Source organism: Arachidicoccus terrestris (genome assembly GCF_020042345.1).
Lineage (GTDB): Bacteria > Bacteroidota > Bacteroidia > Chitinophagales > Chitinophagaceae > Arachidicoccus > Arachidicoccus terrestris.
Genome location: NZ_CP083387.1, coordinates 561,673 through 587,577, shown reverse-complemented (window position 1 = coordinate 587,577; position 25,905 = coordinate 561,673). Strand labels below are relative to the sequence as shown.

The 25,905-nt window shown below is 45.5% G+C and carries 22 protein-coding genes; 17 read left to right on the top strand and 5 right to left on the bottom strand.

The window, feature by feature from the left end; genetic code table 11:
* The first annotated feature begins 5 nt into the window (after nt 1–5).
* From trpS to K9M52_RS02220, 16 genes are all read left to right on the top strand, one after another.
* Nucleotides 6–1,001 carry a tryptophan--tRNA ligase gene (gene trpS, locus K9M52_RS02295; protein ID WP_224070456.1) on the top strand — a complete coding sequence of 332 codons (996 nt, stop codon included), beginning with the start codon at nt 6–8 and terminating at the stop codon, nt 999–1,001.
* Nucleotides 1,002–1,074: 73 nt separating this feature from the next.
* Nucleotides 1,075–1,716, top strand: a complete 642-nt coding sequence (locus K9M52_RS02290; RefSeq protein WP_224070455.1) for a deoxynucleoside kinase — start codon at nt 1,075–1,077, stop codon at nt 1,714–1,716.
* A 24-nt stretch (nt 1,717–1,740) separates the two neighbouring features.
* Nucleotides 1,741–2,145, top strand: coding sequence for a VOC family protein (locus tag K9M52_RS02285; protein WP_224070454.1), 405 nt, complete (start codon nt 1,741–1,743; stop codon nt 2,143–2,145).
* Nucleotides 2,146–2,179: 34 nt separating this feature from the next.
* Nucleotides 2,180–3,226: a dipeptide epimerase gene (locus K9M52_RS02280; RefSeq protein WP_224070453.1), complete on the top strand. Its 1,047-nt coding sequence runs from the start codon at nt 2,180–2,182 to the stop codon at nt 3,224–3,226.
* Between the two features lie 190 nt (nt 3,227–3,416).
* Complete coding sequence (locus K9M52_RS02275; RefSeq protein ID WP_224070452.1) at nt 3,417–4,454, top strand: LacI family DNA-binding transcriptional regulator; 1,038 nt, start codon at nt 3,417–3,419, stop codon at nt 4,452–4,454.
* Between the two features lie 81 nt (nt 4,455–4,535).
* On the top strand, nt 4,536–5,744 hold the full coding sequence (locus K9M52_RS02270) for a glycoside hydrolase family 88 protein (protein ID WP_224070451.1): 1,209 nt from the start codon (nt 4,536–4,538) through the stop codon (nt 5,742–5,744).
* Nucleotides 5,745–5,797: 53 nt separating this feature from the next.
* The gene (locus K9M52_RS02265; RefSeq protein WP_224070450.1) at nt 5,798–7,102 is read left to right on the top strand and encodes a DUF2264 domain-containing protein; all 1,305 of its coding nucleotides are present in this window, start codon (nt 5,798–5,800) and stop codon (nt 7,100–7,102) included.
* Between the two features lie 29 nt (nt 7,103–7,131).
* Nucleotides 7,132–8,703 carry an alpha-L-fucosidase gene (locus K9M52_RS02260; RefSeq protein WP_224070449.1) on the top strand — a complete coding sequence of 524 codons (1,572 nt, stop codon included), beginning with the start codon at nt 7,132–7,134 and terminating at the stop codon, nt 8,701–8,703.
* A gap of 30 nt (nt 8,704–8,733) precedes the next feature.
* Entirely contained in the window at nt 8,734–9,501 is a 768-nt protein-coding gene (gene kduD, locus K9M52_RS02255) for a 2-dehydro-3-deoxy-D-gluconate 5-dehydrogenase KduD (RefSeq protein WP_224070448.1), read from the top strand.
* A gap of 59 nt (nt 9,502–9,560) precedes the next feature.
* Nucleotides 9,561–10,394 (top strand): 5-dehydro-4-deoxy-D-glucuronate isomerase, encoded by an 834-nt coding sequence (kduI, locus tag K9M52_RS02250; protein ID WP_224070447.1) that lies wholly within the window; start codon nt 9,561–9,563, stop codon nt 10,392–10,394.
* Between the two features lie 42 nt (nt 10,395–10,436).
* Nucleotides 10,437–11,723 (top strand): DUF4861 domain-containing protein, encoded by a 1,287-nt coding sequence (locus K9M52_RS02245; protein ID WP_224070446.1) that lies wholly within the window; start codon nt 10,437–10,439, stop codon nt 11,721–11,723.
* A gap of 59 nt (nt 11,724–11,782) precedes the next feature.
* Nucleotides 11,783–12,220 carry a nuclear transport factor 2 family protein gene (locus tag K9M52_RS02240; RefSeq protein ID WP_224070445.1) on the top strand — a complete coding sequence of 146 codons (438 nt, stop codon included), beginning with the start codon at nt 11,783–11,785 and terminating at the stop codon, nt 12,218–12,220.
* A 287-nt stretch (nt 12,221–12,507) separates the two neighbouring features.
* Nucleotides 12,508–13,707: a bifunctional 3,4-dihydroxy-2-butanone-4-phosphate synthase/GTP cyclohydrolase II gene (locus K9M52_RS02235; protein ID WP_224070444.1), complete on the top strand. Its 1,200-nt coding sequence runs from the start codon at nt 12,508–12,510 to the stop codon at nt 13,705–13,707.
* Between the two features lie 331 nt (nt 13,708–14,038).
* Nucleotides 14,039–14,944 (top strand): TIGR01777 family oxidoreductase, encoded by a 906-nt coding sequence (locus tag K9M52_RS02230; RefSeq protein ID WP_224070443.1) that lies wholly within the window; start codon nt 14,039–14,041, stop codon nt 14,942–14,944.
* Between the two features lie 102 nt (nt 14,945–15,046).
* On the top strand, nt 15,047–16,456 hold the full coding sequence (gene lpdA, locus K9M52_RS02225) for a dihydrolipoyl dehydrogenase (protein WP_224070442.1): 1,410 nt from the start codon (nt 15,047–15,049) through the stop codon (nt 16,454–16,456).
* Between the two features lie 801 nt (nt 16,457–17,257).
* A complete protein-coding gene (locus K9M52_RS02220) occupies nt 17,258–17,779 on the top strand; it encodes a GNAT family N-acetyltransferase (RefSeq protein WP_224070441.1) in 522 nt (173 codons plus the stop codon).
* A gap of 13 nt (nt 17,780–17,792) precedes the next feature.
* On the opposite strand, the gene K9M52_RS02215 is transcribed toward K9M52_RS02220, so the two are convergent.
* From K9M52_RS02215 to K9M52_RS02205, 3 genes are all read right to left on the bottom strand, one after another.
* On the bottom strand, nt 17,793–18,485 hold the full coding sequence (locus tag K9M52_RS02215) for a ferredoxin reductase domain-containing protein (RefSeq protein WP_224070440.1): 693 nt from the start codon (nt 18,483–18,485) through the stop codon (nt 17,793–17,795).
* 110 nt (nt 18,486–18,595) lie between these two features.
* Nucleotides 18,596–19,309: a C40 family peptidase gene (locus K9M52_RS02210; RefSeq protein ID WP_224070439.1), complete on the bottom strand. Its 714-nt coding sequence runs from the start codon at nt 19,307–19,309 to the stop codon at nt 18,596–18,598.
* Nucleotides 19,310–19,579: 270 nt separating this feature from the next.
* Nucleotides 19,580–21,562, bottom strand: a complete 1,983-nt coding sequence (locus K9M52_RS02205) for a M1 family metallopeptidase (RefSeq protein ID WP_224070438.1) — start codon at nt 21,560–21,562, stop codon at nt 19,580–19,582.
* Nucleotides 21,563–21,750: 188 nt separating this feature from the next.
* Between K9M52_RS02205 and K9M52_RS02200 the strand changes: the two genes are divergently transcribed.
* Nucleotides 21,751–22,188 carry an FKBP-type peptidyl-prolyl cis-trans isomerase gene (locus K9M52_RS02200; protein WP_394369835.1) on the top strand — a complete coding sequence of 146 codons (438 nt, stop codon included), beginning with the start codon at nt 21,751–21,753 and terminating at the stop codon, nt 22,186–22,188.
* Nucleotides 22,189–22,192: 4 nt separating this feature from the next.
* On the opposite strand, the gene K9M52_RS02195 is transcribed toward K9M52_RS02200, so the two are convergent.
* Nucleotides 22,193–22,693, bottom strand: a complete 501-nt coding sequence (locus tag K9M52_RS02195) for a GNAT family N-acetyltransferase (protein WP_224070437.1) — start codon at nt 22,691–22,693, stop codon at nt 22,193–22,195.
* 97 nt (nt 22,694–22,790) lie between these two features.
* A complete protein-coding gene (locus K9M52_RS02190) occupies nt 22,791–25,415 on the bottom strand; it encodes a valine--tRNA ligase (protein ID WP_224070436.1) in 2,625 nt (874 codons plus the stop codon).
* Nucleotides 25,416–25,905 lie beyond the last annotated feature (490 nt).

Here is a 25,905-nt window from a genome sequence, read left to right as displayed (position 1 = left end):
ACACTATGCAAAAAGAAATTGTTTTGAGCGGTATCCGGCCCACCGGCTACCTGCATTTAGGTAATTATTTTGGGGCCATGCGTAACTATGTCCGCATGCAGGAAGACTATAATTGTTATTTTTTTGTGGCGGACTGGCATAGCCTGACCACGCATCCCGATACCAAAGAACTCAGAGACAGCGTTCGTAGGGTGATTGCTGAAAACATCGCCTGTGGCCTGGATCCTGACAAAGCGGCTATTTACGTGCAAAGCGACGTACCTGAGATCGCGGAATTATACCTTTATCTGAACATGTTAGCTTATAAAGGGGAGCTGGAAAAGGTGCCGACCTTTAAAGACAAGGTTCGCCTGAGTCCAGAGAATGTGAATGCCGGCCTGTTGACCTATCCGGTACTGATGGCTGCCGATATCCTGATTCACCGCGCCGTCAAGGTGCCGGTTGGAAAAGACCAGGAGCAGCATCTGGAAATGGCCCGCAATTTCGCTGAAAGATTCAATCACCGGTATGGCGAAGTTTTTCCCATGCCGAGGGCCTTTAATTTCAACAGTGAACTGGTTAAGATCATGAGTCTGGATGGAAAGGGAAAGATGAGTAAGAGTGAGAATCAGATGGCCACCATTTATCTCAGAGATGAGGATGAGCTGATCCTGAAAAAATTAAAAAAGGCCCAGACGGATCAGGGGCCGACAGGACCGAGGCAGGAAAAGCCGGATTATATCCAGAACCTCTTTACGCTGGCTTCACTGGTCAGTGATCCGGCGACGATTGATAAATTTGAAACCGATTATAATAATTGCCAGATCCGTTACGGTGATTTTAAAAAGCAACTGGGTGAAGATATGGTACGTTTTGTAGCGCCTATCCGTGAGAAGGCGCTGTCTATCCAGCAGGATAAGGCTTATTTAGATAAAATTATGCGCCAGGGCGCTGAAAAGGCCCGGGAAAGCGCTTCCCGCACGATAAAAATAGTCCGTGAGGCTATGGGAATAAATTATTAAATTAGCACAAGTTTCACCCAGGTCTAACAGACACCTGGGCGTTCTTTACTGTATTATAACCTAAATCAACCTGATGGCAAAAGCAGCAAAACAGAAGCCTAAACATATCGCCATTGCCGGCAATATCGGTGCAGGCAAAACAACCCTTACGGAATTGCTGAGCAAACACTATAAATGGATCCCACAGTTTGAGGATGTGGATCATAATCCCTATCTGACAGATTTTTACGAAGATATGGCCCGGTGGAGTTTTGAGCTGCAAATTTATTTTCTCAACAGCCGCCTCAAGCAGCTCATAGAGATCGACCACGGCACGGAGACGGTGATACAGGACCGTACGATCTATGAAGATGCCAATATTTTTGCGCCCAACTTACATGACATGAGTCTGATGAGTACCCGGGATTTTAATAATTATTATCATTTTTTTGAAACGCTCAAAAAAATGATCAAGCCTCCGGATCTGTTGATTTACCTGAAGGCTTCTGTACCGGCCCTGGTGGCGCAGATTCAGAAGCGTGGCCGTGAATATGAAGACAATATCCGGCTGGATTATCTCAAAAAGCTCAACCAGCTCTATGATAAATGGATTGAAGGCTATAAAGAAGGGCCTTTACTCGTGATTGATGTCGATCATGTCAACTTCGCGGAAAACGAGGAGCATCTGGGCGAGATCATCAATAAAATCGACCGTCTGTTATACGGGCTGTTTTAATTATTGTCGAAAAAAATACGACCTATGAATCCTCAGATCAGTTTTATTACCCTTGGTGTTAAAGATCTTGATTTACTGACCCGGTTCTACAGGGACACCTTGGGTTGGCAAATGGAAAAAGAGCAGGAGGGCGTCCGCTTTTTTAAGATGAACGCCGGGCTCATTTTTGCCTTGTTTGGAGAGGTGGATCTGGCCGCAGATATTGGCCTGGATGGCTATCAGCCCGCTCCTCCGGGTAGTTTTAAACGCATGAGTCTGGCCATTAATTTTGATTCCATTACAAAAGTAGATGCGTTTTTCGCCTTTTTAAAAGAAAGGGGCGTCTCGATTCAAAAAGAACCTGAAACGGTTTTTTGGGGCGGGTATAGCGGCTACTTTAAAGACCCGGAAGATAATTACTGGGAGATTGCCTATAATCCGTATCTATAGTTTATGCCTTACCTTTGTCATAAAGTAAGTGCAGATGAAGCTTCAGTATCATGTAATAGACACGCCCTTTAAAGACACATTTACTATTTCCGGGGGGCGCTCCAAATCCAGTCAACCGGCCCTGATCGTTTCATTGTCCCTCGGGCCACTTACCGGTTGGGGAGAAGCACCCGCGATCAGTTATTATGATGTGACAGTGGAGAAAATGGTGCGTGAAATTAAAGCCAAGAAACTCTTTATTGAGAAGTTTGCACTCACCGATCCGGAGCGTTACTGGCACTACCTGCATCACTTACTGCCCGAACATCCTTTTTTAGTATGTGCCTTAGACATGGCCTGTTGGGATCTATATGGTCAAATGAACAGGACGCCTGTCTATCAGTTAATGGGGAGTACCTGGCAAAATACGCCGCTTACAGACTATACCATTGGGCTGGATGCAATTGATAAGATGGCAGCCAAAATTAAAGCCATGCCCTGGCCCGTCTATAAGATTAAATTAGGAGCGGCTGACGATCTTGCAATGCTCAGGGCGCTCCGCCAGGTGACGGATAGCCCTTTTAGGGTGGATGTGAATGGAGGCTGGACATATGAAAAGGCGCTGGAGATGCTGCCCCGGCTCGCTGAACTCGGCGTAGAACTGGTAGAACAGCCTATGGCCAGAGCTAAGACTGACTGGGATCTGGAACAAATGCAGGCACTTTACAACGCTTCACCACTGCCGCTGATAGCAGATGAAAGCTGTGTCCGGCTCTCCGATATGAAAGGTATAGAAAAATGTTTCCACGGTATTAATATCAAACTTACCAAATGTAGTGGCATTACGCCGGCAAGAGTGCTGATCCGTGAAGCGAGAGAGCGGGAAATGAAAGTGATGATGGGCTCAATGAATGAAACCGTCATTGGGTCGGCGGCTATTGCACAGTTTTTACCGCAACTCGATTATGTAGACATGGATGGGCCGCTTTTGTTGGCTGCCCCGGGCGGTACCGGCCTGACAATAGAAGCGGGCAAGGTATCGGTTAGCGGCGCACCTGGTTTAGGTGTGAGACCTGGCCCTTTGCCAGATCAGCCTATGTAGCGAATGTTCCATAAAAAAGAGCTGGTTTTTACGGAAAATATCTTTAATTTGGCATTTTGACAGGAAGCATTTAAATTTACCAAATTAATGTTTGTTTTTATGTAATCGTTTTCATTAATAGGCGCCTGATTTTGAATTGATAGAGGTTACATAACAGCATATTCAATGCCCAAGATTTTAAACTCATTTTATGGCAGAAATCAAAAAAAAGCCCAAGAGTAACACTATTATCCAGGTGGCTGAAGCTACGGGTCTCTCTCCGGCCACAATCTCGCGTGTACTGAATAACCATCCGTACGTGAAAGAAGCGACCAAAAAGAAGGTACTGGAAATGATTGAGAAATTAGGCTACCAACGCAACAATATTGCCTCCGGTCTGAGAAGCAATAAGACGCGTACCATCGGCCTGATCGTTCCCCGGATTTCCATGTTTTTTCACGCGGAAGTAATAACTACTATTCAGAACATCCTGTATAAACACGGCTATAACCTGACCATATGCCAATCGGGCGATTCCGTAGATATGGAAAAGGATTTAATCAGGGCACTGCAGTCTGTCCGGGTAGATGCGGTCATTGCTGCCTGTACGTTACATACCACTGATTTTACACCTTTTGAACAGCTGATGGCGAGCGGAACACCGCTGATCTTTTATGACCGTGTGCCGGTAGGTAAAACAAATGCGATGGTCATTAAGGGGGATGATATACAGGGGGGCTATCTGGCTACCTCACATTTAATCGAAATCGGGTGTAAGAAGATTGCGCATATTTCCGGTCCCCTGGACTGTAATTTGTATCAGGACCGGCTAAAGGGTTTTTATAACGCGATGAAGATTGCTGAGCTTCCGGTACGGAAAGAGTGGCTGTTCTATCAGGAACTGAATAAAGAAAATGCACGCATTGCTCTGAAGAAGATATTTGAAGGGCCGGATATGCCCGATGGCCTGGTTGCCGACAATGATACAACGGCCATCGCTGCATTAAAGTTTGCCAAGGAAATGGGACTTAAAGTGCCACAGGATCTGAAGATCGTCGGTTATTCCAATGATCCTCGCAGTGAAATTATCACCCCTTCCATTACCACCATTGAACAGTATCCTGAAAAAATGGGAGAGAAGATCGTCGAGGTGTTGATGGCAAGGCTACAGCATAAAAACCTGAATCCGGCGGAATTACTGGCGCCTACCGTTATGCCCGTCCAATTAATCAGGCGGCTGTCCACTTAATCAATATGGTTTATTTCCGCTGCTTGGAAAGACCCAATTATTCACCAAACAATTCTTTAAACGCTAAATCGGAATTAAAACATGTTACGAGAACGACTTCGCATTCGACAATTGTTATTAGCAGCCTTTTGCGTACTGGTTACAATGGGAAGCCTTCAGGCGCAAAGTAAATCGGCTATGAAAGCCATGATCAAAACGCAGTTTGATTTTGCCGCCAGGCAATATAAGCTGATGGCCAAGCAGACACCGGCCGATAAAATGCCACAGACTTTTGATCCCAAGACCGGAAAAAGTGTGTTTAGCAATATGCAGTGGTGGTGTAGTGGATTTTATCCCGGCACGCTTTGGTTAATTTATGAACAGACAGGAGATAAAGCCATCAAAGCAGAGGCAGAAAAACGGCTGGAAGTACTGGCTCCTATGAAGCATTACAAAGGCAATCATGATCTGGGATTTATGATTAATTGCAGCTTTGGCAATGCGTTTAAAATTACCCGCGATCCCGGTTACGCCAAAACGCTGGATACGGCAGCCGCAACGCTGGCATTGCGCTACCGGCCGAAAGTGCATGCCATTCAGTCCTGGAATAAAAGTAAGAACTTTACCTGTCCTGTTATTATTGATAATATGATGAATCTGGAATTGCTTTGCTGGGTCAGCGCTCATACGGGAGATACCAGTTATCTGCATATTGCCAGAGAACATGCCAATACCACTATTAAAAATCATTTTAGACCCGATTATAGTTCTTATCATGTGATTGATTATGACCCTAATACCGGTGCCGTCATCGCAAAGAGAACGTGGCAGGGTGCTAACGACAGTTCTTCCTGGGCCAGAGGCCAGGCATGGGGCTTATATGGATACACCATGATGTATCGTTTTACCAAAACCAAGGCTTATCTGAACCAGGCACTGCATATCGCCCATTATATCCTGACAAGTCCGTCTATGCCGGCAGATATGATTCCTTACTGGGACTATGACGCACCTGGCATTCCGGATGCACCCCGTGACGCTTCTGCAGCCGCCATTACCGCATCTGCTTTATTAGAATTGGCACAGTATGCGTCACGAAAAGACGCGAAGACCTACGTTGCGGCCGCGAAAAAGATATTGGTTTCGCTCAGCTCCGATAAGTACCGCGCCCAGCTGGGGAAAAACGGTGATTTTATTCTGATGCACTCCACCGGTGCCAAACCTTTTGGTTCTGAAGTTGACAGCCCGCTATCCTATGCAGATTATTATTATCTGGAAGCGCTCAGTCGTTACAAGGACTGGTATTTATAATTTTTTTCTCCTTCTAAAATCGATTACAGAACCAAAAAACAACACTGAATAGTATGGCAAACAGACGACAATTGCTGAAAGGATTTATGTTGGGCGGCGCTATTACGCTGGGTGGTCTCCCTGTAAAACTCCTGGCAGGCAATACCACCAAAAGGAGCGATACTTCCGGTGATCCGGGTATGACGGCACCTGCGGGATTATTAAAAGATGGAGCGGCGGACCGTCAGTATTGGGTGGACCTGCTGTATAAAATGGCAGCTCCTGTTTTACTGAATCTCTCAAAAGATGAGCTGAGGAAAAATATGGTGGTGAAAAAATCACCCACTTTTGATAGCCGGACAATTGATGTGACCTATTTGGAAGCGGTTGGCCGCACGCTGGCAGGGGTCGCTCCCTGGCTTGCATTACCCGATGATGATACGAAAGAAGGTAAATTACGTAAAACACTCAGAGAAGCCGCACTCAAAGGGCTGCCACATACGGTTAACCCGGCCTCGAAAGATTACCTGAATTTTCATAGGGAAATGCAGCCGATCGTCGATACCGCCTATTATGTGCAGGCATTTATCCGGGCCCCTAAAGCCTTATGGGAGCCCCTGGATGAACTGACCAAAAAAAGAGTTGTCAAGGAGGTTAAATCACTGCGTGACAGAAAACCTTTCGAAAGTAATTGGGTGATATTCGGGTCGATGGCTGAAGCATTCTTACTTTCTATTGGAGAGCAATATGATAAAGAACGCCTGATGCATGGCGTGGACAGGCTCAAGAGCTGGTACGTAGGGGACGGGTGGTATAGTGACGGTCCGAGATTCGCTTTTGATTATTATAACGCCTACGTGATGCATCCTTTTATGGTGGACACCCTGAAAATACTGAGTGACCATCAGCTAGTGGAAGAAAAAGAGTATCTGCAGGCACATAAGAGAATGGTCCGTTATGCAGAGCAACAGGAAAAGATGATCTCTCCCGAAGGAACCTATCCACCGATTGGCCGCTCTATTCCTTATAGAACGGGGGCCTTCCAGGCACTCGCCATGGTGAGCTGGCAGGAAAAATTACCTAAGCATATTGATCCCGCACAGGTACGCGGCGCCCTGACCAAAGTATGTTACAATATGTTCACAAAAATCAATAGCTTTGATAATCAGGGTTGGCTGGAGCTGGGATTTTGCGGACCGCAGCCCGAAGTGGCCGATTATTATACTTCGACCGGAAGTCTTTACATGGCAACGCTTAGCTTTTTGCCCCTGGGATTACCGGCCAACAATCCTTTCTGGACAAACGCTCCTGCTGACTGGACCGCTAAGGCTGCCTGGAGTGGAAAGCCATTCCACAAGGATTATCATGTAGATTATTAATTAACGTAAATCAATAAAATAGCACTGCCATGCTTTTTACAACACTTACTTTGAAAACGTTATCAAAGTTTTCGAAACAGATCTTTATCAGCCTGCGAAAGACAATGCCGGCCGGTGGAATAGTCAGGCCCGCAGGCCTGGTTAAAACAGTTATTGTGGCCACATCTGCCATATTGATGGTGGTGATGACCACACCTCATTATTTGCAGGCTCAGTGGGGCAAGAAGAGCAAGAAAATCGTAGAAAAAGAGAAAAAAGAAGTGCCGCTTAAATATGGCGCGCATAGAGAAGGACGCAGAACCGATCCGGCCATGAACCGGTGGCGGGATTATGGGTTGGGGGAATTTATTCATTTCGGGCTTTATTCCGTTTTAGGCGGAGATTATAACGGTATGCATTATAGCGGTGCCGCTGAGTGGATCCGTTCCTGGGATAAATTACCACATGAGGTATACGATAATCTGTATAAAAAGTTCAACCCAAAAAATTTTGATCCTGAAGCCTGGGCGAAGATGGCGAAAGATATGGGTGTCAAATACGTGACCATTACCACAAAACATCATGACGGGTTCTGTCTCTGGCCTAGTAAATATTCTGATTTCAACATAACCAAGACACCTTATAAAAAGGATATGATCGGACCCATGGTCAAAGCCTTTGATAAGGCGGGTATTGACGTTTATCTGTATTTTTCCGTCATGGACTGGCATCAGCCCAACTGGCGTTATGACCTTAAATCGGCCGCTGATACGGTGGCCTTTAACCGCTTCAAGGCCTTTACAAAAAACCAGTTGACTGAGTTATTAACTTTGTATCCAGAGACAAAAGGCCTTTGGTTTGATGGGACCTGGGACAATAGCTGGAAGAAAAGCGGTGCTTTTTCCGATAGCCTGGATCAATACCTGAAAAAGATCCGTCCGGGACTCATTATTGGCAGCCGGCTTAGAGCAGATGATTATGGTAATCGCCATTTTGATGCGAATGGGCACTTAATGGGAGATTATGAGCAAGGCTGGGAAAGAAAGATCCCGGAAGATTATGCGGCTACCAGAGGCAATGACTGGGATTGTGTTATGACCATACCGCAAAATGGCTGGGGGTATGCAAAAACCTGGATGGGGCATTGGAAAACGCCTTATGAGCTGATAGAGATGCTCGCTAAATGCGTTTCACTGGATGGTAATTTTGTCGTTAACTTTGGCCCCAGGGGCGACGGCACATTTAGAAAGAAAGAAGTGGAGACCGCTGCAGCCATCGGTGACTGGATGAAGGTCAATCATGCGGCCATTTACAATGCAGGTTATGCCGGCTGGGAAAAACAAGACTGGGGCTATTATACCAAAAGCAGAAAAGACGGGAAGGTTTATATGATTGTTTTTAATGTGCCTATTAACAGGGCGTTAAAAGTAAAACCCGCCAAAAACCAACAGATCAAAAAGGCTTACCTTTTGCGGGATAATAAGAACCTGCAGATAGAACCGCTGGACGGAGGTGAAGTCTTTATTCATGTAGAGAGCCCGGTCCATAATCAGCCATTTGTGATTGAACTGGAAACAGGCCAGGGCGGGAAAGCTGCCGAAGGCGAGAATAAACATGTTTAGGAAATTGTAAACTTTAAAATAAGCGTAAAAATGGCAATTATAAGTGCATTTAACCTGGAAGGAAAAACAGCGATCGTTACAGGATCCAATAAAGGAATTGGCCAGGCAATGGCTATCGGGCTGGCAGAAGCGGGCGCCGATATCATCGGTGTCAGCTCCAGCTTCCCTGATCATTCTGATACAGAGGAGGCAGTACTGGCATTAGGAAGGAAATTTACCAAATACAATGCTGATTTCTCTTCCCGGGAAAGCATATATACATTTATTAAAACGGTTAAAAATGAGCAGCCGGCCATTGACATTCTGGTCAACAATGCGGGGACCATTATGCGGGAGCCTGCCGCGACACATTCCGACGATTATTGGGACAAAGTATTGTCGATTAATCTGGATGCGCCTTTTGTGCTGGCCAGGGAATTCGGTAAAGACATGATCGCTCGTGGAAATGGCAAAATTATTTTTACCTGCTCGATGCTTTCGTATCAGGGGGGTATTAATGTGCCGGGGTATACGGCCAGCAAGTCCGGTATAGCCGGACTGGTAAAGGCACTCGCCAATGAATGGGCCGCTAAAGGTGTTCAGGTCAACGGCATTGCACCGGGGTATATTGCGACAGATAATACCAAGAACCTGATGGCAGATCCTGTCAGGAGCAAATCGATCTTGGAAAGAATCCCCGCGGGCCGCTGGGGGAGTCCGGAAGATCTTAAAGGCGCCGTTGTTTATCTGGCCAGTAAGGCTGCCGACTATGTCAGCGGTACGATACTCAATGTAGACGGTGGCTGGATGGGCAGATAAGTTTCCCGGTCTGCCACAGTATAAGACTCTTTATTAAACAAAAATAAATTTAAAGACACATGATGGAAGTTAGATTTCAAAATAGTCCCAAAGAGACTAAAGCAATGGATACCCAGGCACTCAGAGAGAATTTTCTCATTGAAGAGCTGATTCAAAAAGATAAATTAAAATTGGTTTACAGTCATTATGACCGTGTTATTGTTGGGGGCGTTTCTCCTGTAGATGCGACCGTGAAACTCGAAAATGAACCGGAATTAAAAGCAGACTATTTTTTGCAAAGAAGAGAATTGGGCGTAGTCAATCTGGGCGGTCCCGGGACCATTCAGGCGGGCGATAAGACTTATGATCTGGAAAAGCTGGATTGTCTGTATGTCGGACTGCATACAGAAGCGGTCAGCTTCGCTTCTAAAGATACATCTAACCCGGCTATTTTCTATATGTTGTCTGCGCCTGCGCATACTGAGTATCCTACGACACATTATGCCAAGAAAGATGCTTTCCCTTCAGAGATGGGTAGTCTGGAAACGTCTAATAAAAGGACCATTTACCGTTATATTCATGCAGACGGCATCAAAAGCTGTCAGCTGGTGATGGGGCTAACCATACTAGATACCGGCAGCGTTTGGAATACGATGCCCGCACATACGCATACACGCAGAATGGAAGCCTATTTTTATTTTGACGTACCGAAGGATCAGCGGGTGATCCACTTAATGGGAGAACCTTCAGAAAGCCGTCATCTGGTGGTGAATAATAACGAAGCGATCCTGTCGGCTCCGTGGTCTATTCACGCGGGTTGCGGTACTTCCAATTATGGATTTGTATGGGGTATGGCCGGCGAGAATTATACCTATTCCGATATGGATATGGTAGATATCAGTGATTTAAAATAGGGCTGAACTATTTATTTTTAAGCGTATTAAAATCAATGGAACATGCATAAGACTTTAATGGCCGCTGCGGCCTTACTGGTGCTTTTTAGCTGCGCCGGGAATTCTGACGCGCAAAAAAACAGTGAATTGAGGCTGAAAAATACGATGGGGGTGGACAGGCCTGAAGCGACTGTGGTGCTGACCAGAAAACAGTTGGAAGCTAAGGCCGGGTCTTTAGATAATTTTTATCTGCGGTTTGCTGCGGGCGGAAGTCCTTTAACCGCGCAGTACGATGATTTGGACAGGGACGGTAAATGGGATGAAGTGGTATTGCTTTGTCCGATGAAAGCTTCCGCTTCCGTAAAAATAGAACTACAAAAAACAGATACACTACCGGTGTTTCAGGGACCGTCAATTGCACATGCCCGCATGAAGCTTAAAAATGAAGATCAGACATTTGGAGAAAGCCGACCTTCCGTACAGATGCCGGATCAGAATCCGCCGACGGATTTTTCAAAGAAAGCGCTTCCACCTTACCTGACGGAAGGTCCCGGCTGGGAAAATGATAAAGTAGCCTTCCGGTTATATTTTGATACCCGGAACAATAAAGATATCTATGGTAAAAGGGTTGCCGGAATGGTTATGGATTCTGTGGGGGCTAATCCCGGAAACAGTTACCACCATCTGGCAGACTGGGGTATGGATATCCTGAAAGTGGGTAGTTCGCTGGGCGCCGGTGCACTTGCTTTTCACTATCAGAAAGCAGACGGTAGGGATACACTGGTCAGACTGGGAGGAAAGGATATAAAAGGTGAGACGTATCAGTTATTATCCGACGGACCGTTAAGGGCCAGTTTTCTCATGACCTATCCCTGGCAACTGGCCGGAAAGCCGGTAACGGTAACGGAGAAAATAAGCATTACTGCAGGTAAGTATGATTATACCAGTGAGATCGAGGTGAAGGGCGAAGCGCTTCCTGAAGATCTGAAGGCAGATATGGGGTTTGCTGATTTTTACAAGGCTCAGCTGGATTCTATTGTTACAGACCAGGCTAAAGTTGTTTATAGTTTTGGTAAACAGTCTGAAAATCATGATAATCTGGGTATGGCGATTCTAAGCACGCAGCCGGCTGGTGCCAGAATCTGGTCTTTAGGAGAAAAGCTGACACCCGTTTCAGATATTACCAGCAGTTATCTGATGGAAGTACCTGTAAAAGCAGGGGTGCCTGTGACATTTCGGTTCTTTGCCGGATGGGCGTTAACAGACAGTGCCTTTAACAGTGCTGCAGGATTTAAAGCCATGTTGCAACAAGAGGCTGACCTGTTAGCACATCCCATTGAGGTGGAATAGCCGCTGCCAAGTAGCCGGCGCGATTTATATGATCATCGTTCAACTTAAAAAATACGAAAATGAAACATTTATTTCTGAGTACGTTTTTGCTTTTTATGGTAGGCGTAGCAACAAGTTATGGTCAAAAAAAAGCAGCTGAGTCCATTAAACAGGCGGTCAGCAAACTGAATAAGGCCATGGTTGATGCAGACGGTACTACACTGTATAAAATGACTTATCCGAACCTGAGCTATGGCCATTCTTCCGGTGTTATACAAAACCAAAAGGAATTTGTAGAAGGAATCACCTCTGGCAGATCGGATTTTGTTTCCATAGATCTTACTGATCAATCTATTGAGATCATTGGCAATACGGCTACTGTCCGCCATATGCTCTCAGCTAAAACTTTCGATAACAAAGTGCCCGGTACAGTTCGCCTGGAAATCTTGCTGGTCTGGGTGAAAACCCATGGCAATTGGAAGTTACTGGCCAGACAAGCGGTGAAACCTGCTAAATAGTGCTGAATGACATCTGTTAAGCGGCAAGAGATAGGTCGCTTTTTTGACCGGTGTTTTATATCAAGTAAGAGCGTCTTATTAATTATTATAAATTAATGGGCGCTCTTGTTTATTGATAATCATATACTTATTTATTTTACCTTATTATTGTAGCATGGAAGTGGCTTTCCTAAAATAGAGTTTAAGCGGTTCAGGGCGATCCCTTTGGTGATTTAGTTGTAATTTTGCATTTCTAATCCGGGAGGCGGGCTTGCTTACCTGGTTGAATATGTTAAGGCAAATATTTTATGCTAAGTACGATAGAAGCAGCGATTAAAGATATAAAAGCGGGAAAACTGGTAATCGTGGTAGATGATGAGGATCGTGAGAATGAAGGCGACTTTATTACAGCGGCCGAGAGTGTCACACCGGAGATTATTAACTTTATGAGTAAGGTCGGCAGGGGGCTGATCTGTGCGCCGGTAACAGAAGCGTTAGCTGATAAACTGGATTTGACACTGATGGTGCCCAAAAATACTGCCCTTCATGAAACACCTTTTACCGTTAGTATCGACTTGTTAGGCCATGGCTGTACCACAGGTATCAGTGCCCATGACCGTGCGCAGACCATCCGGATGATGGTGGACGACGATGCTAAACCCGAAGATTTTGGCCGCCCCGGTCATATTTTCCCACTCAGAGCAAAGGATGGTGGCGTTCTCAGAAGAACAGGACATACGGAAGCGGCTGTAGATCTGGCGCGTTTGGCCGGATTAAAACCAGCAGGCGTGTTAGTGGAGATAATGAATGAAGATGGCTCTATGGCCAGGTTGCCACAGCTGGAGGTTATGGCCGAACAATACGACCTGAAAATCGTAACGATAAAAGATCTGATCGAATACCGGCTAAAATCTGATTCCCTGATCGAGGAAGTTGTCCGCGTGCATATGCCGACTAAATATGGTGATTTTCAGTTGGTGGCTTTTAAGGAAAAAAATAATGCGGCAGAGCATTTGGCGTTGATCAAAGGTTCCTGGAAACCGGGTGATGCTGTATTAACAAGGGTGCACTCCAGTTGTGTAACCGGTGATATCCTGGGCAGCCTCCGCTGTGATTGCGGTGATCAGCTACATGCGGCAATGCGTATGGTCGAAAAAGAGGGTACCGGCATGGTGCTGTATATGAATCAGGAAGGCAGAGGTATCGGGCTGATCAATAAGTTAAGGGCTTATAAGCTTCAGGAAGAAGGACTGGATACCGTTGAGGCAAATCTGAAGCTGGGGTTTGAGGCGGATCAACGAGACTATGGGGTAGGCGCGCAGATCCTGCGCCATTTAGGCGCCACTCGTCTGAGATTGATGAGTAATAATCCCACCAAAAGAGCAGGTTTATTGGGATATGGTATTGAGATTGTGGAAGTCGTTCCTATTGAAGCGGCTCCCAATCAGCACAATGAAAAATACCTGCAGACCAAAAGAGATAAGATGGGGCATGATATTTTGAAATAGCTGCTCTTATGGATGATAATAATATTGACGCCTGATTTTTACTAAGTCAGGCGTCAGTCGTTGCAGGCGGGTTTATGCAATATCATTATCTCCGCGTTTTGACAGTTGAAAATTGTTGCGGTTTGGCCTACTTTTGATATGTGTGAACAACCTAACTGGCCGGAAGGACATGCAGAGAAGGCAAGGGCTCTCCTTGACCATACGGGGCAAATGGACAAGGTGTCCATGACTAAAATGATCTGGTCTACGGGCATTGTTCTTTTGGTGAAAAAATAATTTATTTTTTCTTCAGAGATAAATAAGGTGTGGCTCATCCAAAAAATACACAATAATGAGTGCTCAAAAGAAAATTATCCTTGCCGGCGGTACAGGCTTTATCGGACGGCATCTGCAGGAATTCTACCAACGACTAGGCTATCAGATTCTGGTAATTTCGAGAAATAATGGAGATCTTCGCTGGAGTGATACTGCCGGAATCGTTTCTGCGCTGGAAAATGCGGAACTGGTTGTGAATCTGGCTGGTAAATCGGTCGACTGCCGGTACACGGAGAAAAATAAAGCGCGGGTTTTTTCCTCCCGTCTTGAGACCACCCGGACATTAGGGGAGGCGATTTTGGCCTGCCAAAACCCACCTAAGCTCTGGATCAATAGCAGTACGGCGACTATCTACCGTCATGCTGAAGACCGGAAAATGACCGAGAAGGATGGAGAAATCGGCACAGGGTTTTCGGTAGAAGTGGGTAAGGCCTGGGAAAAGGCTTTTTTTAGCTTTCAGCTGCCGGCTACCCGACAGGCAGCACTCAGGATTGCTATTGTGCTGGGAACGGACGGCGGCGCACTGGCGCCTTATGTAAGAATGGCCAGATTTGGTGTTGGCGGGCCGCAGGGTAATGGCCGGGAAATGTTCAGCTGGATACATATCGATGATGTGGTGCGTATTGTCCGCTTTCTGGAACAGCGCCAGTTGTCGGGTGTGTTTAACACGGCTGCTCCCCATGCGGTTGACAATAAAACATTGATGCGATTATTGCGTCAACAGGTTAAAATGCCTATCGGATTACCAATTCCGGCACCCTTGCTCCGGTTAGGGGCAGGTATTATCGGTACCTCCAGCGAGCTATTGCTGAAAAGCAGGTGGGTGTACCCGGAACACCTGTTAAAAAATGGTTTTACCTTCCTTTATTCTAATCTGGAGGATGCGCTGGCCGAATTGCTCGGGAAGGACCGGAAAGGGTAGTCGCTATACCGGCATTAAATTGGCTGGTTTTTAGCCTACAGAATGGGCAAAATGCCTTATTTTCGCGGTTGTATTTTAATAAATTAAACATAATCAAATTCTATGGCATACGACGTAATAGTGATCGGAAGCGGTCCTGGCGGTTATCCGGCAGCTATCCGCGCTTCTCAGCTGGGATTAAAAGTGGCAATTATCGAAAAAGAACTGCTGGGTGGCATCTGCCTGAATTGGGGTTGTATCCCGACAAAAGCACTTTTAAAAAGTGCCCAAGTGAATAATTATTTTCAACATGCTGATGCTTATGGACTTAAAGCGGAGAAAATTGAAGCGGACTTTGCAGCTATCATTAAGCGCAGCCGTGGCGTGGCGGACAAAATGTCCAAAGGTGTCCAGTTTTTGATGAAAAAATATAAGATTGACGTGGTGATGGGTACGGCTACCCTGAAATCCAAATCTCAGATTGAAGTGGTTGCTGCCGATGGCAGCAAGCAGACGCTGGATGCCGGTAATATTATTATCGCAACCGGGGGAAGGAGCAGAGTCCTGCCCAGTATTCCCCAGGACGGCAAAAAGATCATTGGTTACAGGGAAGCCCTGGTCCTTTCAGAGCAGCCAAAATCTATGGTGATCGTTGGTAGCGGCGCGATCGGAACTGAATTTGCCTATTTCTACAACAGCATCGGCACAAAAGTGACGATCGTTGAATTTGCCGACAGAGTGGTTCCTGTTGAAGATGCCGATGTGTCTAAGGAGCTGGAAAAACAATTTAAGAAACAAGGTATCGAGATCTATACCAGCGCGAGTGTTGAAAGCGTAGATACCTCAGGTGCCGGAACTGTTTCTACGGTTAAGAAAAAAGACGGATCCACTTTTACAATTGAGGCGGACATCGTACTCAGCGCGGCAGGTGTCGTTGCCAATGTTGAAAATATAGGGCTGGAAACCTTGGGTGTTACCGTTGAAAAAGGTAAGATTGTTGTTGATAAATATCAACAGACAAATGTACCGGGTGTATATGCCATCGGCGACTGCACGCCTCATCAGGCGCTCGCTCATAAAGCCGGCAAAGAAGGTATCAATGCTGCGGAGCATATCGGTTTTGTCAATAAGAAACTGGAACACCAGCCGGAGGGTATTGATTACGGTAATGTGCCGGGATGTACTTACTGCCAGCCGGAAATTTCTTCTGTCGGGATGACTGAAGCACAGGCAAAGGAAGCGGGTTATGAACTGAAGGTAGGTAAGTTCCCGTTCATCGCTTCTGGTAAAGCTGCGGCTGCCGGCGCGACTGAAGGTTTTGTAAAAGTCATTTACGATGCCAAATATGGTGAACTGCTCGGCGCACACATGATCGGTATGAATGTTACCGATATGATTGCCGAGGCAGTGGTAGCCCGTAAACTGGAAACCACGGCCCATGAGATCTTAAATGCAATCCATCCTCACCCAACCATGAGCGAAGGCTTTAAAGAAGCTACAGCGGTAGCTTATGGAGAGCAGACCGATCTTTGATCTCTAGCGAGAATAATGAATAGTGATTAGCTTGGAGTGGTTATACGCTGCGAAGTAAAGTCACATACATCATAGGCCCCGGGGAATCAAAACTGATTTTTCGGGGCTTGTTATGTTTGGCGGAGTTGAGATTAAAAACGCCAGCATTCCAAATGGGGCGGTTCCTTAGATTCCCGGAAGTTTATACCTCACCCTAAAAACCCTTTAATTGACAAGTTTTTTCTTCATATAGGCTGGGTTAGATGAATTAGGGTCTGACGTCAGAAATACCACGAAATATATACGATATTATGCGCCGAACAAATCTGTATCTTTTGTAGAAGGAGCTGTTTTCAACACGATAGTGTCGGTGCCAGATTTTTCAATGATGAACGAGGTGGAACTTTTGATGACAAGATAAATGACAGGATAAATGACAAGATAAATGATACTGTAAACGATATGGTAAATGATACTGTAAAACGGAAGTTTAGTCATATAATCCTGTCAGTGTACTTGAGTCCTTGCATCAAGACTGGAAAATTAGTTTTTTTAATTAGCGTCAGCAGAATTACGATTATCCGAGATATAAAGCTGCTGTCTCATTTGGTATTCTATAAAGGAGCCAGTAAAACAGGTGGGTATTTCCTGGATGATGCGATTAAAACAAGATTGGACAATGTCGAGCGTGATTAAATAGATGTGGCAATAATGTATTAATAAAAAAAATAATATTTACGTCTTGATTGGTTTTTCAGGAATAGTCGCGAACTTATTTTATTTTGCACGCTATCCAACATATAGATGACAGAACCATAAAGTATGGAAAATGTACAAATTCAACCAGTGTCCATAACAGAATTAGCGCTGTTGAGAGAAATCGGCATTGCGACTTTTACAGAAACCTTCGGGCCTCATAATGCCAAAGCGCAGATGGACCGATATGTGGCCACCTCTTTTGCTTTGGATAAGATGAAAGCGGAGCTTGAAAACCCTGAATCCTTATTTTTTTTCATTAAAATAGGGACTTCTGTAGCCGGATATCTTAAACTAAACTGGGGAGCTGCACAAACAGAAGCTGAGACATCTCAAGCCCTGGAAATCGAACGTATCTATGTATTGGCGGATTTTCATGGAAAGAAACTGGGGCAGTTGTTACTCGAAAAAGCAAGAGAGGTCGCCCTGGAAAAGAAAGCGCCCTACATATGGCTGGGTGTGTGGGAAAAAAATCAAAGGGCGCTTCGTTTTTATGAAAAAAACGGATTTGAGCCCTTTGATAAACATACTTTTATTTTAGGGGATGATGTTCAGACCGATATCATGATGAAGCAAATATTGAGCTGACATGAGGCAGAAATTAAACTTCCACGGTAATTAAATGATCCCCTGCTCCCAAATCAACCAGGTCTTGTTGTATGGCAGCGACCATAGGATCCGGGCCACAGATGTAAAAATGCTGGTTCATGTCAGAAACATGTCTGCGTAAGAATTCCTTATCGATTCTGTCATGAATATATTTACTGTCAGTTTGTTCGGTCAGTATATTGACGAATCTGTCACCAAGGATTTTTTCGAACTCAGACTTCAGGATGATATCCTTTTCGGTCTTATTAGAAAAGAAGAGCCGGTTATTTCCCACTTTGCCCTTTTGCTGCAAATCCCTGAAAATAGCGATAAAGGGCGTAATGCCGGCGCCGCCAGCGATAAAAATGCCTTCTCCGCTGTAATGGATGGCTCCCCATACATCATGAAGCAGCAGCGAATCACCTGGTTTCAGGCTTCTGAGTTCATTGGTCACGCCCGGATGATCCGTATAGGTTTTAATGGTAAACTCCAGATGGTCCCAGTCCTGCAGACCGGTAAAAGTGAAAGGCCGTCGCTCGGTTGTAAATCCTTCTTTATTGATGGCTACTTCTGTTGCCTGCCCCGGAATAAAATTATAGTTTTTGGGTCTTTCTACTGAGATTCTGAGAACATTGTGCGTAACCGGTTCGATATTTAATATGGATACCTGATGTTCCTGTTCCTGTTGTTGCACTTCTTCTGCCATGGCTATAGTTGTTTTCTAATTAGAGTACTATTGTACTACTAAAGTTACAACAAATTGGGAGTATAGCCTTGAAAGTTCTTTGAAGTGTGCTGTCGGCAGCTCTAATTGAATTAATTTTTAGTCAGCTCGGCTTTCGGTAGTCTGCCTGCTGCCCTGTAGACGCGGCGCCAATAGTAGTCATCAAGGTCGCTGATCATCACACCGGAACTGGTAGATGCGTGTACAAACTTGCCATTTTGCAGATAAACGCCTACATGGGTAATTCTACCGCCTCCGGTGGTATGAAAAAAGACTAAATCACCTTGCTTTAACTGGCTTTTTTTAATATGGTCACAATAATCATACTGTTCCTGTGCGGTACGGGGAATAGCCGCATTGAATACATCATTAAAGAGGGTCCTGGAAAACGCAGAGCAATCTATTCCGTTTTTTGAGCTGCCGCCATATCTATAGGGTGTGCCGTACCAATCGTCGATCTCTTCAATAAGATCAATATTATTTACCTTTTTATCGTCAACGCCTAATATGTCAGCATATTTACGGACAAGGGTCGCTTCATTAAGGGTTAGGTTCGCGCCGGGTTCCTCCGCAGGTTCCTTGTCTTCAGGTACCTTTTCTGTATATCCGTAACTCTTGTTCCTGGAAGATATCCGGTCGCCAGGATTGACACGGATGTCATCCAGAAACCGCGGCCCGCTTTGGGTGGTTTTGGCAGCAGAGGTACTTGTTTTACGTACACTGCTGCAGGAGAAGATAGAAACACTACCTATTGCCAGTAACAGGTAAACCGGTAGTGAAAAGGAGCGTGAATGTCTGGTTTTCATCCTTTCAAATAAACTTGATTGTATCGTCTATACGGAAATTAGCCGGCTAAAAACCAAAATAAGAAACCAGGCCTGACTTATTTCATTGCACTTTATTAATGAACGTGACTTGCAGGTTACTTGCGGAGTATGAATTATTCTGATAATATTTCCTACTGCTCCAATAAATGATAGTAACCCCCGTCAATTTGACTTTTTCATCAGCAAAAAATCTGCCGACTTTCAAATATACACGAATAAATTGGTTAAAAAGTGCCCAAATTAGAGATTTTATGGTTCCCAACGGTTGTTGCTGCGATCTAGGTCAGGTAGAACGGCTTTTGGATCTAACTGCACGCGCTTCAGTTTGGAAGTTGAATTCACCTTGAAGGTCCAACTGTCACCCCTTTGCCATATCTCTACAGGCAGTTGCACATCAATTGCGGCGCCTTTGCTTTGCTGGATGGTCACCGTTACCGGCATGGGTAATTGTTCTTTATTTTTAATGGTGATAAGTGCACCTTTGGTAGGGTCATCATCTACGTAATCCACTTTGGTGACGGCCTGGTCTAATTGCCAGTTATTATAGAACCAGCCTCTCCAGAACCAGCCCAGATCTTCTCCGGCACCATTTTCCATACTTCTGAAAAAGTCCGTGGGCATTGGATGTTTATAAGCCCATTTAGCTGTATAATGTCTGAACGCGTAATCAAAACGCTCAGGCCCGAGTATAACTTCTCTTAAGAGCACCAGACCGAAAGCTGTTTTGAAATAGCTCATGGGATGCACAAATTTATAATCTTGCCAGTCCGGAGGTGTCATGAGTGTCGGCCCGTTTTGCACTTCTTTGATGACAGGAACGATCTCATCTGCAGGATTCCCTCCGCCGGGTGCATATTCTCCATCTCTTTTCGGTGCAAATTCTCCCTTATTAAAATACTGCTGCGCATAGATATCGATAAAGGTATTGAAGCCTTCATCCATAAAGGGTACCCGCCTTTCATCTGAACCCACGATCATGGGGAACCAGGTGTGACCGATTTCATGGGAGACTAACATAAACAGCACCTTTCCACTGACACTGTGATGGTCGAAGGTAAGCCCCGGATATTCCATTCCGCCAATCGGGCCGGCGACATTGGTCGCCTCGGGGTATGGATATTCAAACCAGCGGGTTGAAAAATCTTCTACAGATGCTTTAAGAAATTCGGTGGCGCGGACCCAGCTACTGTCAGACCGGGCACTGCTGATCGGGTATACGGACTGGGCAAAACTGGTTTTGCCACTGGGCAGATTAATCTTTGCGCCATCCCAAATAAATGCTGTAGATAAGGCAAACGCTACGTCACGTGTGTTTTTCATCTGAAAATGCCAGGTGGTGGTGCCATTTTTTTGTTTGGTGGCTACACCGTTTTTGACATCTTCTTTTGTTCTGATGATAACTGTCTTATCAGAGGTCTTTGCTTTTTGAAGCCTGTCATACAGTTTAGTGTCCAGCGCTTCACCTGCATTCATTAATGCACCGGCACCTACGGCTAACATCCCTGAAGGGGCCGTGATGGTATAATCCATATCGCCATATTCAAAATAGAACTCTCCACCGCCGATAAAAGGCAGCGTATTCCATCCTCTTTGATCATCATAGACACAGACGCGGGGAAACCAATAGCCGAATTCAAAAATGGTTCCTTCTGGAGTAGCCATATAGCCAGCCCGGTCTCCGGCGGAAGATGATTGCAATTCGAAGGAGTAATCCAGCCTGATCTGCAACTTGGCGCCGGCACCTTTCAGGACCTGAGGCAAAATAAGTTGCATGCGCGTACCTTCCACATGATATTTTACATCCTGCCAGTTACCGCGGGCTCCAATCTGTACTTTGGTAAAGTGGAAGCCCAGATCAGGTGCCAGTTCTTTCTTGGAAGGGTTCAGGATATTGGACAGCGCATCTGGTTTCTCGGTATTCTGATCCAGTTCCAGCCATATATAAGGAAGATTGTCACCGCTATTATTCGTGTAGTCTATTTCAGCTACACCTTTTAATACATGGGAACTGCTGTCAAAAGATGCCTTAATCTGATAATCGGCTCTGTTCTGCCAGTATTTGGGACCGGGGTCACCGTTACCGCTTCTGAATTCATTACCCGATTGTGTATACAAATTTGGAGCGAATGCCGCGTGAGCATCATATTTCTGGGCTTTCAGGGGCCCAAAAACCAGCATTCCTGCAGCTAATAAATAAAGAGGCGTAGAAAATGTAGAGTTGTACCTGCGCATAGCAAAAAATTAAGTATCGAATGTAGGCAATTTTGCTAAAATTATGTTGTCCGTTCGGCGCTTTTTTATACCCACGGAACTTTAGCGCCTGTGGATATCCGGGCCAAGGCTCATTTTTTCGCCTATTTCACGTAGAATCGTCTATTTTTGTAGCCTAATTTCTCAAACTAAAAATCATTTTTATTTCTATGGGTATCGCAGATATGTTATTTCAGCGCAATCAAAAAAAAGCAGCCGAAAATCTACAGGCGGGGCAGGAGTTCCTGGCAGAAAACGCAAAAAAAGAAGGGGTGATTAGCCTGGAAAGCGGCTTGCAATATCAGGTGTTGACAATGGGAGAAGGAGAAAAGCCTTCTGCTGCTGATCAGGTGACTTGTCATTATCACGGAACAGTTATTGACGGAACTGTCTTTGACAGCTCCGTTGAAAGAGGGCAGCCGGCAACCTTTCCGCTAAACAGGGTCATTAAAGGCTGGACAGAAGGATTACAACTGATGCCAGTAGGAAGTAAATTTCGCTTCTTTATTCCAGCGGATCTCGCTTACGGAGAAAGAGCCGTTTCCGCTGTCATCGGACCTAACAGCACCTTAATTTTCGATGTAGAACTATTGGGCATAAACCCGTAATGGCCTAATCCTCCAGGGATTTGATCATTACATAATCATTCATATAGTAACCTTGCCCGATGGGGTTATCTACTGTTTCGTCAATTGTAAAGCCCATGCGCTTATAAAAGCCCAGGGCTTTATTATGACGGTTGACATTGAGTTTTAAAAGCCTGCCACCCATTTTTCGTCCTTGACCGGTCGCAAAATCCATCAGTTCCTTGCCGTAGCCCCTGCCTTGGCATGCGGGCAGTAAATATATTTTATGGAGCTTGCAGGCGATGTCACTGTATTTTTCAATATCTATAAACCCCATGGCCGTCTGATCTTCCCACAGAATGAAAAATTTGTGCCCATTGTCCATTTGCTCGGTCAAAGCCTTGTCACTATAAAACAGGTCGATCATATAGGTCAGTTGCGCGGCGGACAATATCTTGCCATAAGTAGCGGGCCAGGAAATCGCCACAATATGCTGGATACTGGGAATGTCTTTGTTTGTTGCAGCCTGTATGTTTATTCTTGTCATAAACCCATTGTTGTGAATGCAAACAGACAACTGATATAGCAATTGTATCAGTTGTCTGTTTGATATTTTTACTACTGAAGATATCAGTGTCTTACTGTTAGCCTAACACCGTCAGACTTTCTTCCAGCGTCTGAATGCGGGCCAGTGTATCGGCTTCTTTCTTACGTTCCTTATCGACAATTTCCGGCTTGGCGTTCTGTACGAATCTTTCATTGCTCAGCTTCTTGCGAACCGATTCCAGGAAATCATGCTGATATTTAAGCTGTGTCTGCAATTCCTTTTTCTGTGCCTCGACATCAATTTGCTGATTGAGTTCCAGATAATACTTATCCTGTTGCAAAGTAATGACTACTGTACCGGAAATGGGCTGGCCAGTAAATTGCACCTGTTCGGCATTAACTTGTTTTTGCAGGATCGCCTGCAGAGGGGCATATTTACCGGTATCAGCTGTCTCAATAAACAGTCGGATTGTTTCCTTGGGCTTCAGGTTGTTTTTGCCTCTGGCGTCACGGATTTGCGTGATGACATTTTTTAAGAGATCTCCCTGTGTCAGCAGACCGTCATCGAAGTTGCCGGCTGCGGTCAGTTCGCTTACACATAAAGCCTCTTTCCGGTCGCCCAATATATGATAGATCTCTTCTGTTATAAACGGCATATATGGGTGAAGGAGTTGCAGGAGCTGCTCAAAGAACGCTATGGTTTGTTGTAATGTAGCGGGCTGGATAGCTTTGCCATAGGCGGGTTTCACCCATTCCAGATACCAGGAGCAGAAATCATCCCAGATCAGGGAATAGAGTGTTTTCAGGCCTTCACTGAGCCTGAACTGTTCATGCAACTGTTCAATTTCTGATTTGACCTGCTGCAGACGGGACTCGAACCACTTGCAGGCAAAATCAGTTGGCGCCTCATCTACTTCGGTGGCTTCCGTATGTTCCCACATCTTAACCAGCTTCAGGGCATTCCAGAGCTTATTATTGAAATGGCTGCCTTGTTCCAAAGAGCTTTCATCAAAAAGCAGGTCGTTGCCGGCAGGAGAGGAGATCATAATACCGAAGCGAACCGCATCGGCGCCGTACTGGTCGATGAGGCCGATTAGATCAGGTGAATTGCCCAATGACTTTGACATTTTGCGCCCGAGCTTATCTCTTACCATGCCGGTAAAATAAACGTCTTTAAAAGGAATTTCCTTTTCATATTCCAGGCCGGCCATGATCATGCGGGCCACCCAGAAGAAAATGATATCCTGACCGGTCACCAGCACAGATGTCGGATAATAGTACTTGAATTCAGCATTCTCCGGCTGGGTAATACCCTTGAATACCTCCATCGGCCATAGCCAGGAAGAAAACCAGGTATCCAGGACGTCCTCGTCACGGCGAATATCTTCCCGCTGAATATCAGGAAACTTAGCTTTAAATTGCGCCAGTGCCTGTTCAGCGGTAGCGGCTACTTCAAGAGAACCCTCAGGACCATACCAGGCGGGTATCTGCTGTCCCCACCATAACTGACGGCTGATACACCAGTCCTTGACGTTTTCCAGCCAGTGACGATAGGTGGCCATAAAGCGGTTGCCGGGATGTATTTTGATATCACCATCGGTCACCGCTTTTAAAGCGGGTGCTGCCAGGGCTTCCATTTTCACGAACCACTGTGTGGAAATTCTTGGCTCAACAACGGCGCCGGAACGCTGTGAATAACCCAGGCGGGTTTCATAGACTTCTTCTTTGATCAGTAGACCGTTTTCTGCCAGTTGTTGTACGACCTTTTCGCGGGCGACAAAGCGGTCCAGTCCGACAAAGATCTGCGCAGCTTCACTGAGCGTACCGTCGGGATTGAGCGTATCAATGACCTCCAGGTTATGCTTCATGCCGATATTGTAGTCATTGATATCATGTGCCGGTGTGACTTTTAGCGCTCCGGTACCAAAACTTCTATCGATATATGTATCAAAAATAACCGGTACCGCCCTGTTGACTAAAGGAACAATGACCTTTTTGCCTTTTAGATGCTGATACCTGCTGTCCTCGGGATGAACACAGATCGCCACGTCACCCATGATCGTTTCGGGACGGGAAGTGGCTACTGTAATGTAATCAGCCGGGTTATCTTCGGCTTGGTAGCGGACATAATAGAGTTTACCCTGTATGTCTTTATATTCAACCTCTTCATCGCTGAGCGCCGTCTGGGCGGCAGGATCCCAGTTGATCATTCGGGCCCCCCGGTAGATGAGGCCTTTTTTATGCAGATCCACAAATACCTTGATGACGGCTTCATAATAATGATCGTCCATCGTAAAGGAGACCCGCTCCCAGTCAACGCTGCACCCCAGTTTTTCAATTTGCTGGTAAATGATCCCACCATATTTTTCCTTCCATTGGAAGGCATATTCCAGGAACTCCGCTCTGGTGAGGGCGTTCTTGTCAATCCCCTTTTCTTTGAGCATAGCCACTACTTTAGATTCAGTGGCAATAGAGGCATGGTCACTGCCCGGCACCCAACAGGCGTTTTTACCCTGCATGCGGGCACGGCGCACCAGGATGTCCTGGACGGTTTCATTCAGTGTATGACCCATATGGAGAACACCCGTAACATTTGGGGGAGGGATCACCACCGTAAAAGGAGTCCTTGCGTCCGGTTGGCTGTTAAAATATTTCCTTTCCTTCCAGAGGGAAGTCCATTTGCTGGCTGATTCAGCGGCATTAAAATTTTTGCTCAATTCCATTTTGCAAATATAGTATTTGGAAGGTAATAAGTTTAGATTCCGTGTCGTTCTACACAGCTTTACAAGCAATTAACTTTGTATAACGTAATTTTTAAGGGAATTTTAAAGGGCCCGCCGTTAAATTGAACAGATAGAAGCCGCAATCGTTTTGTTATTCTTATATAATATACCAATTGTTAATAATATGACAGATGCGGGCTGCAGATTGATCGAAACGGGGGGTGGCGCATGGCAGGTGATCTGCCATCACCGCATATTGATCCCCATAAAAGGATCGCCCCAGGCTGGTTGTAGTTATTTACCGGATCGCCTTACAAAGGCTACTAAAAGACACAAAAGGCCGCTAAAGCCGGTAACAGATAATGCAAGGGCCGTACCGCCTTTTTTGACGTTGAGGAGCACGACAATCAAAGAAATGACGGTAACGAGGTATAATAAATAATATTTCCTATACATAAATTGTTTGTCGATTTAGCTATCCCGAACCTGT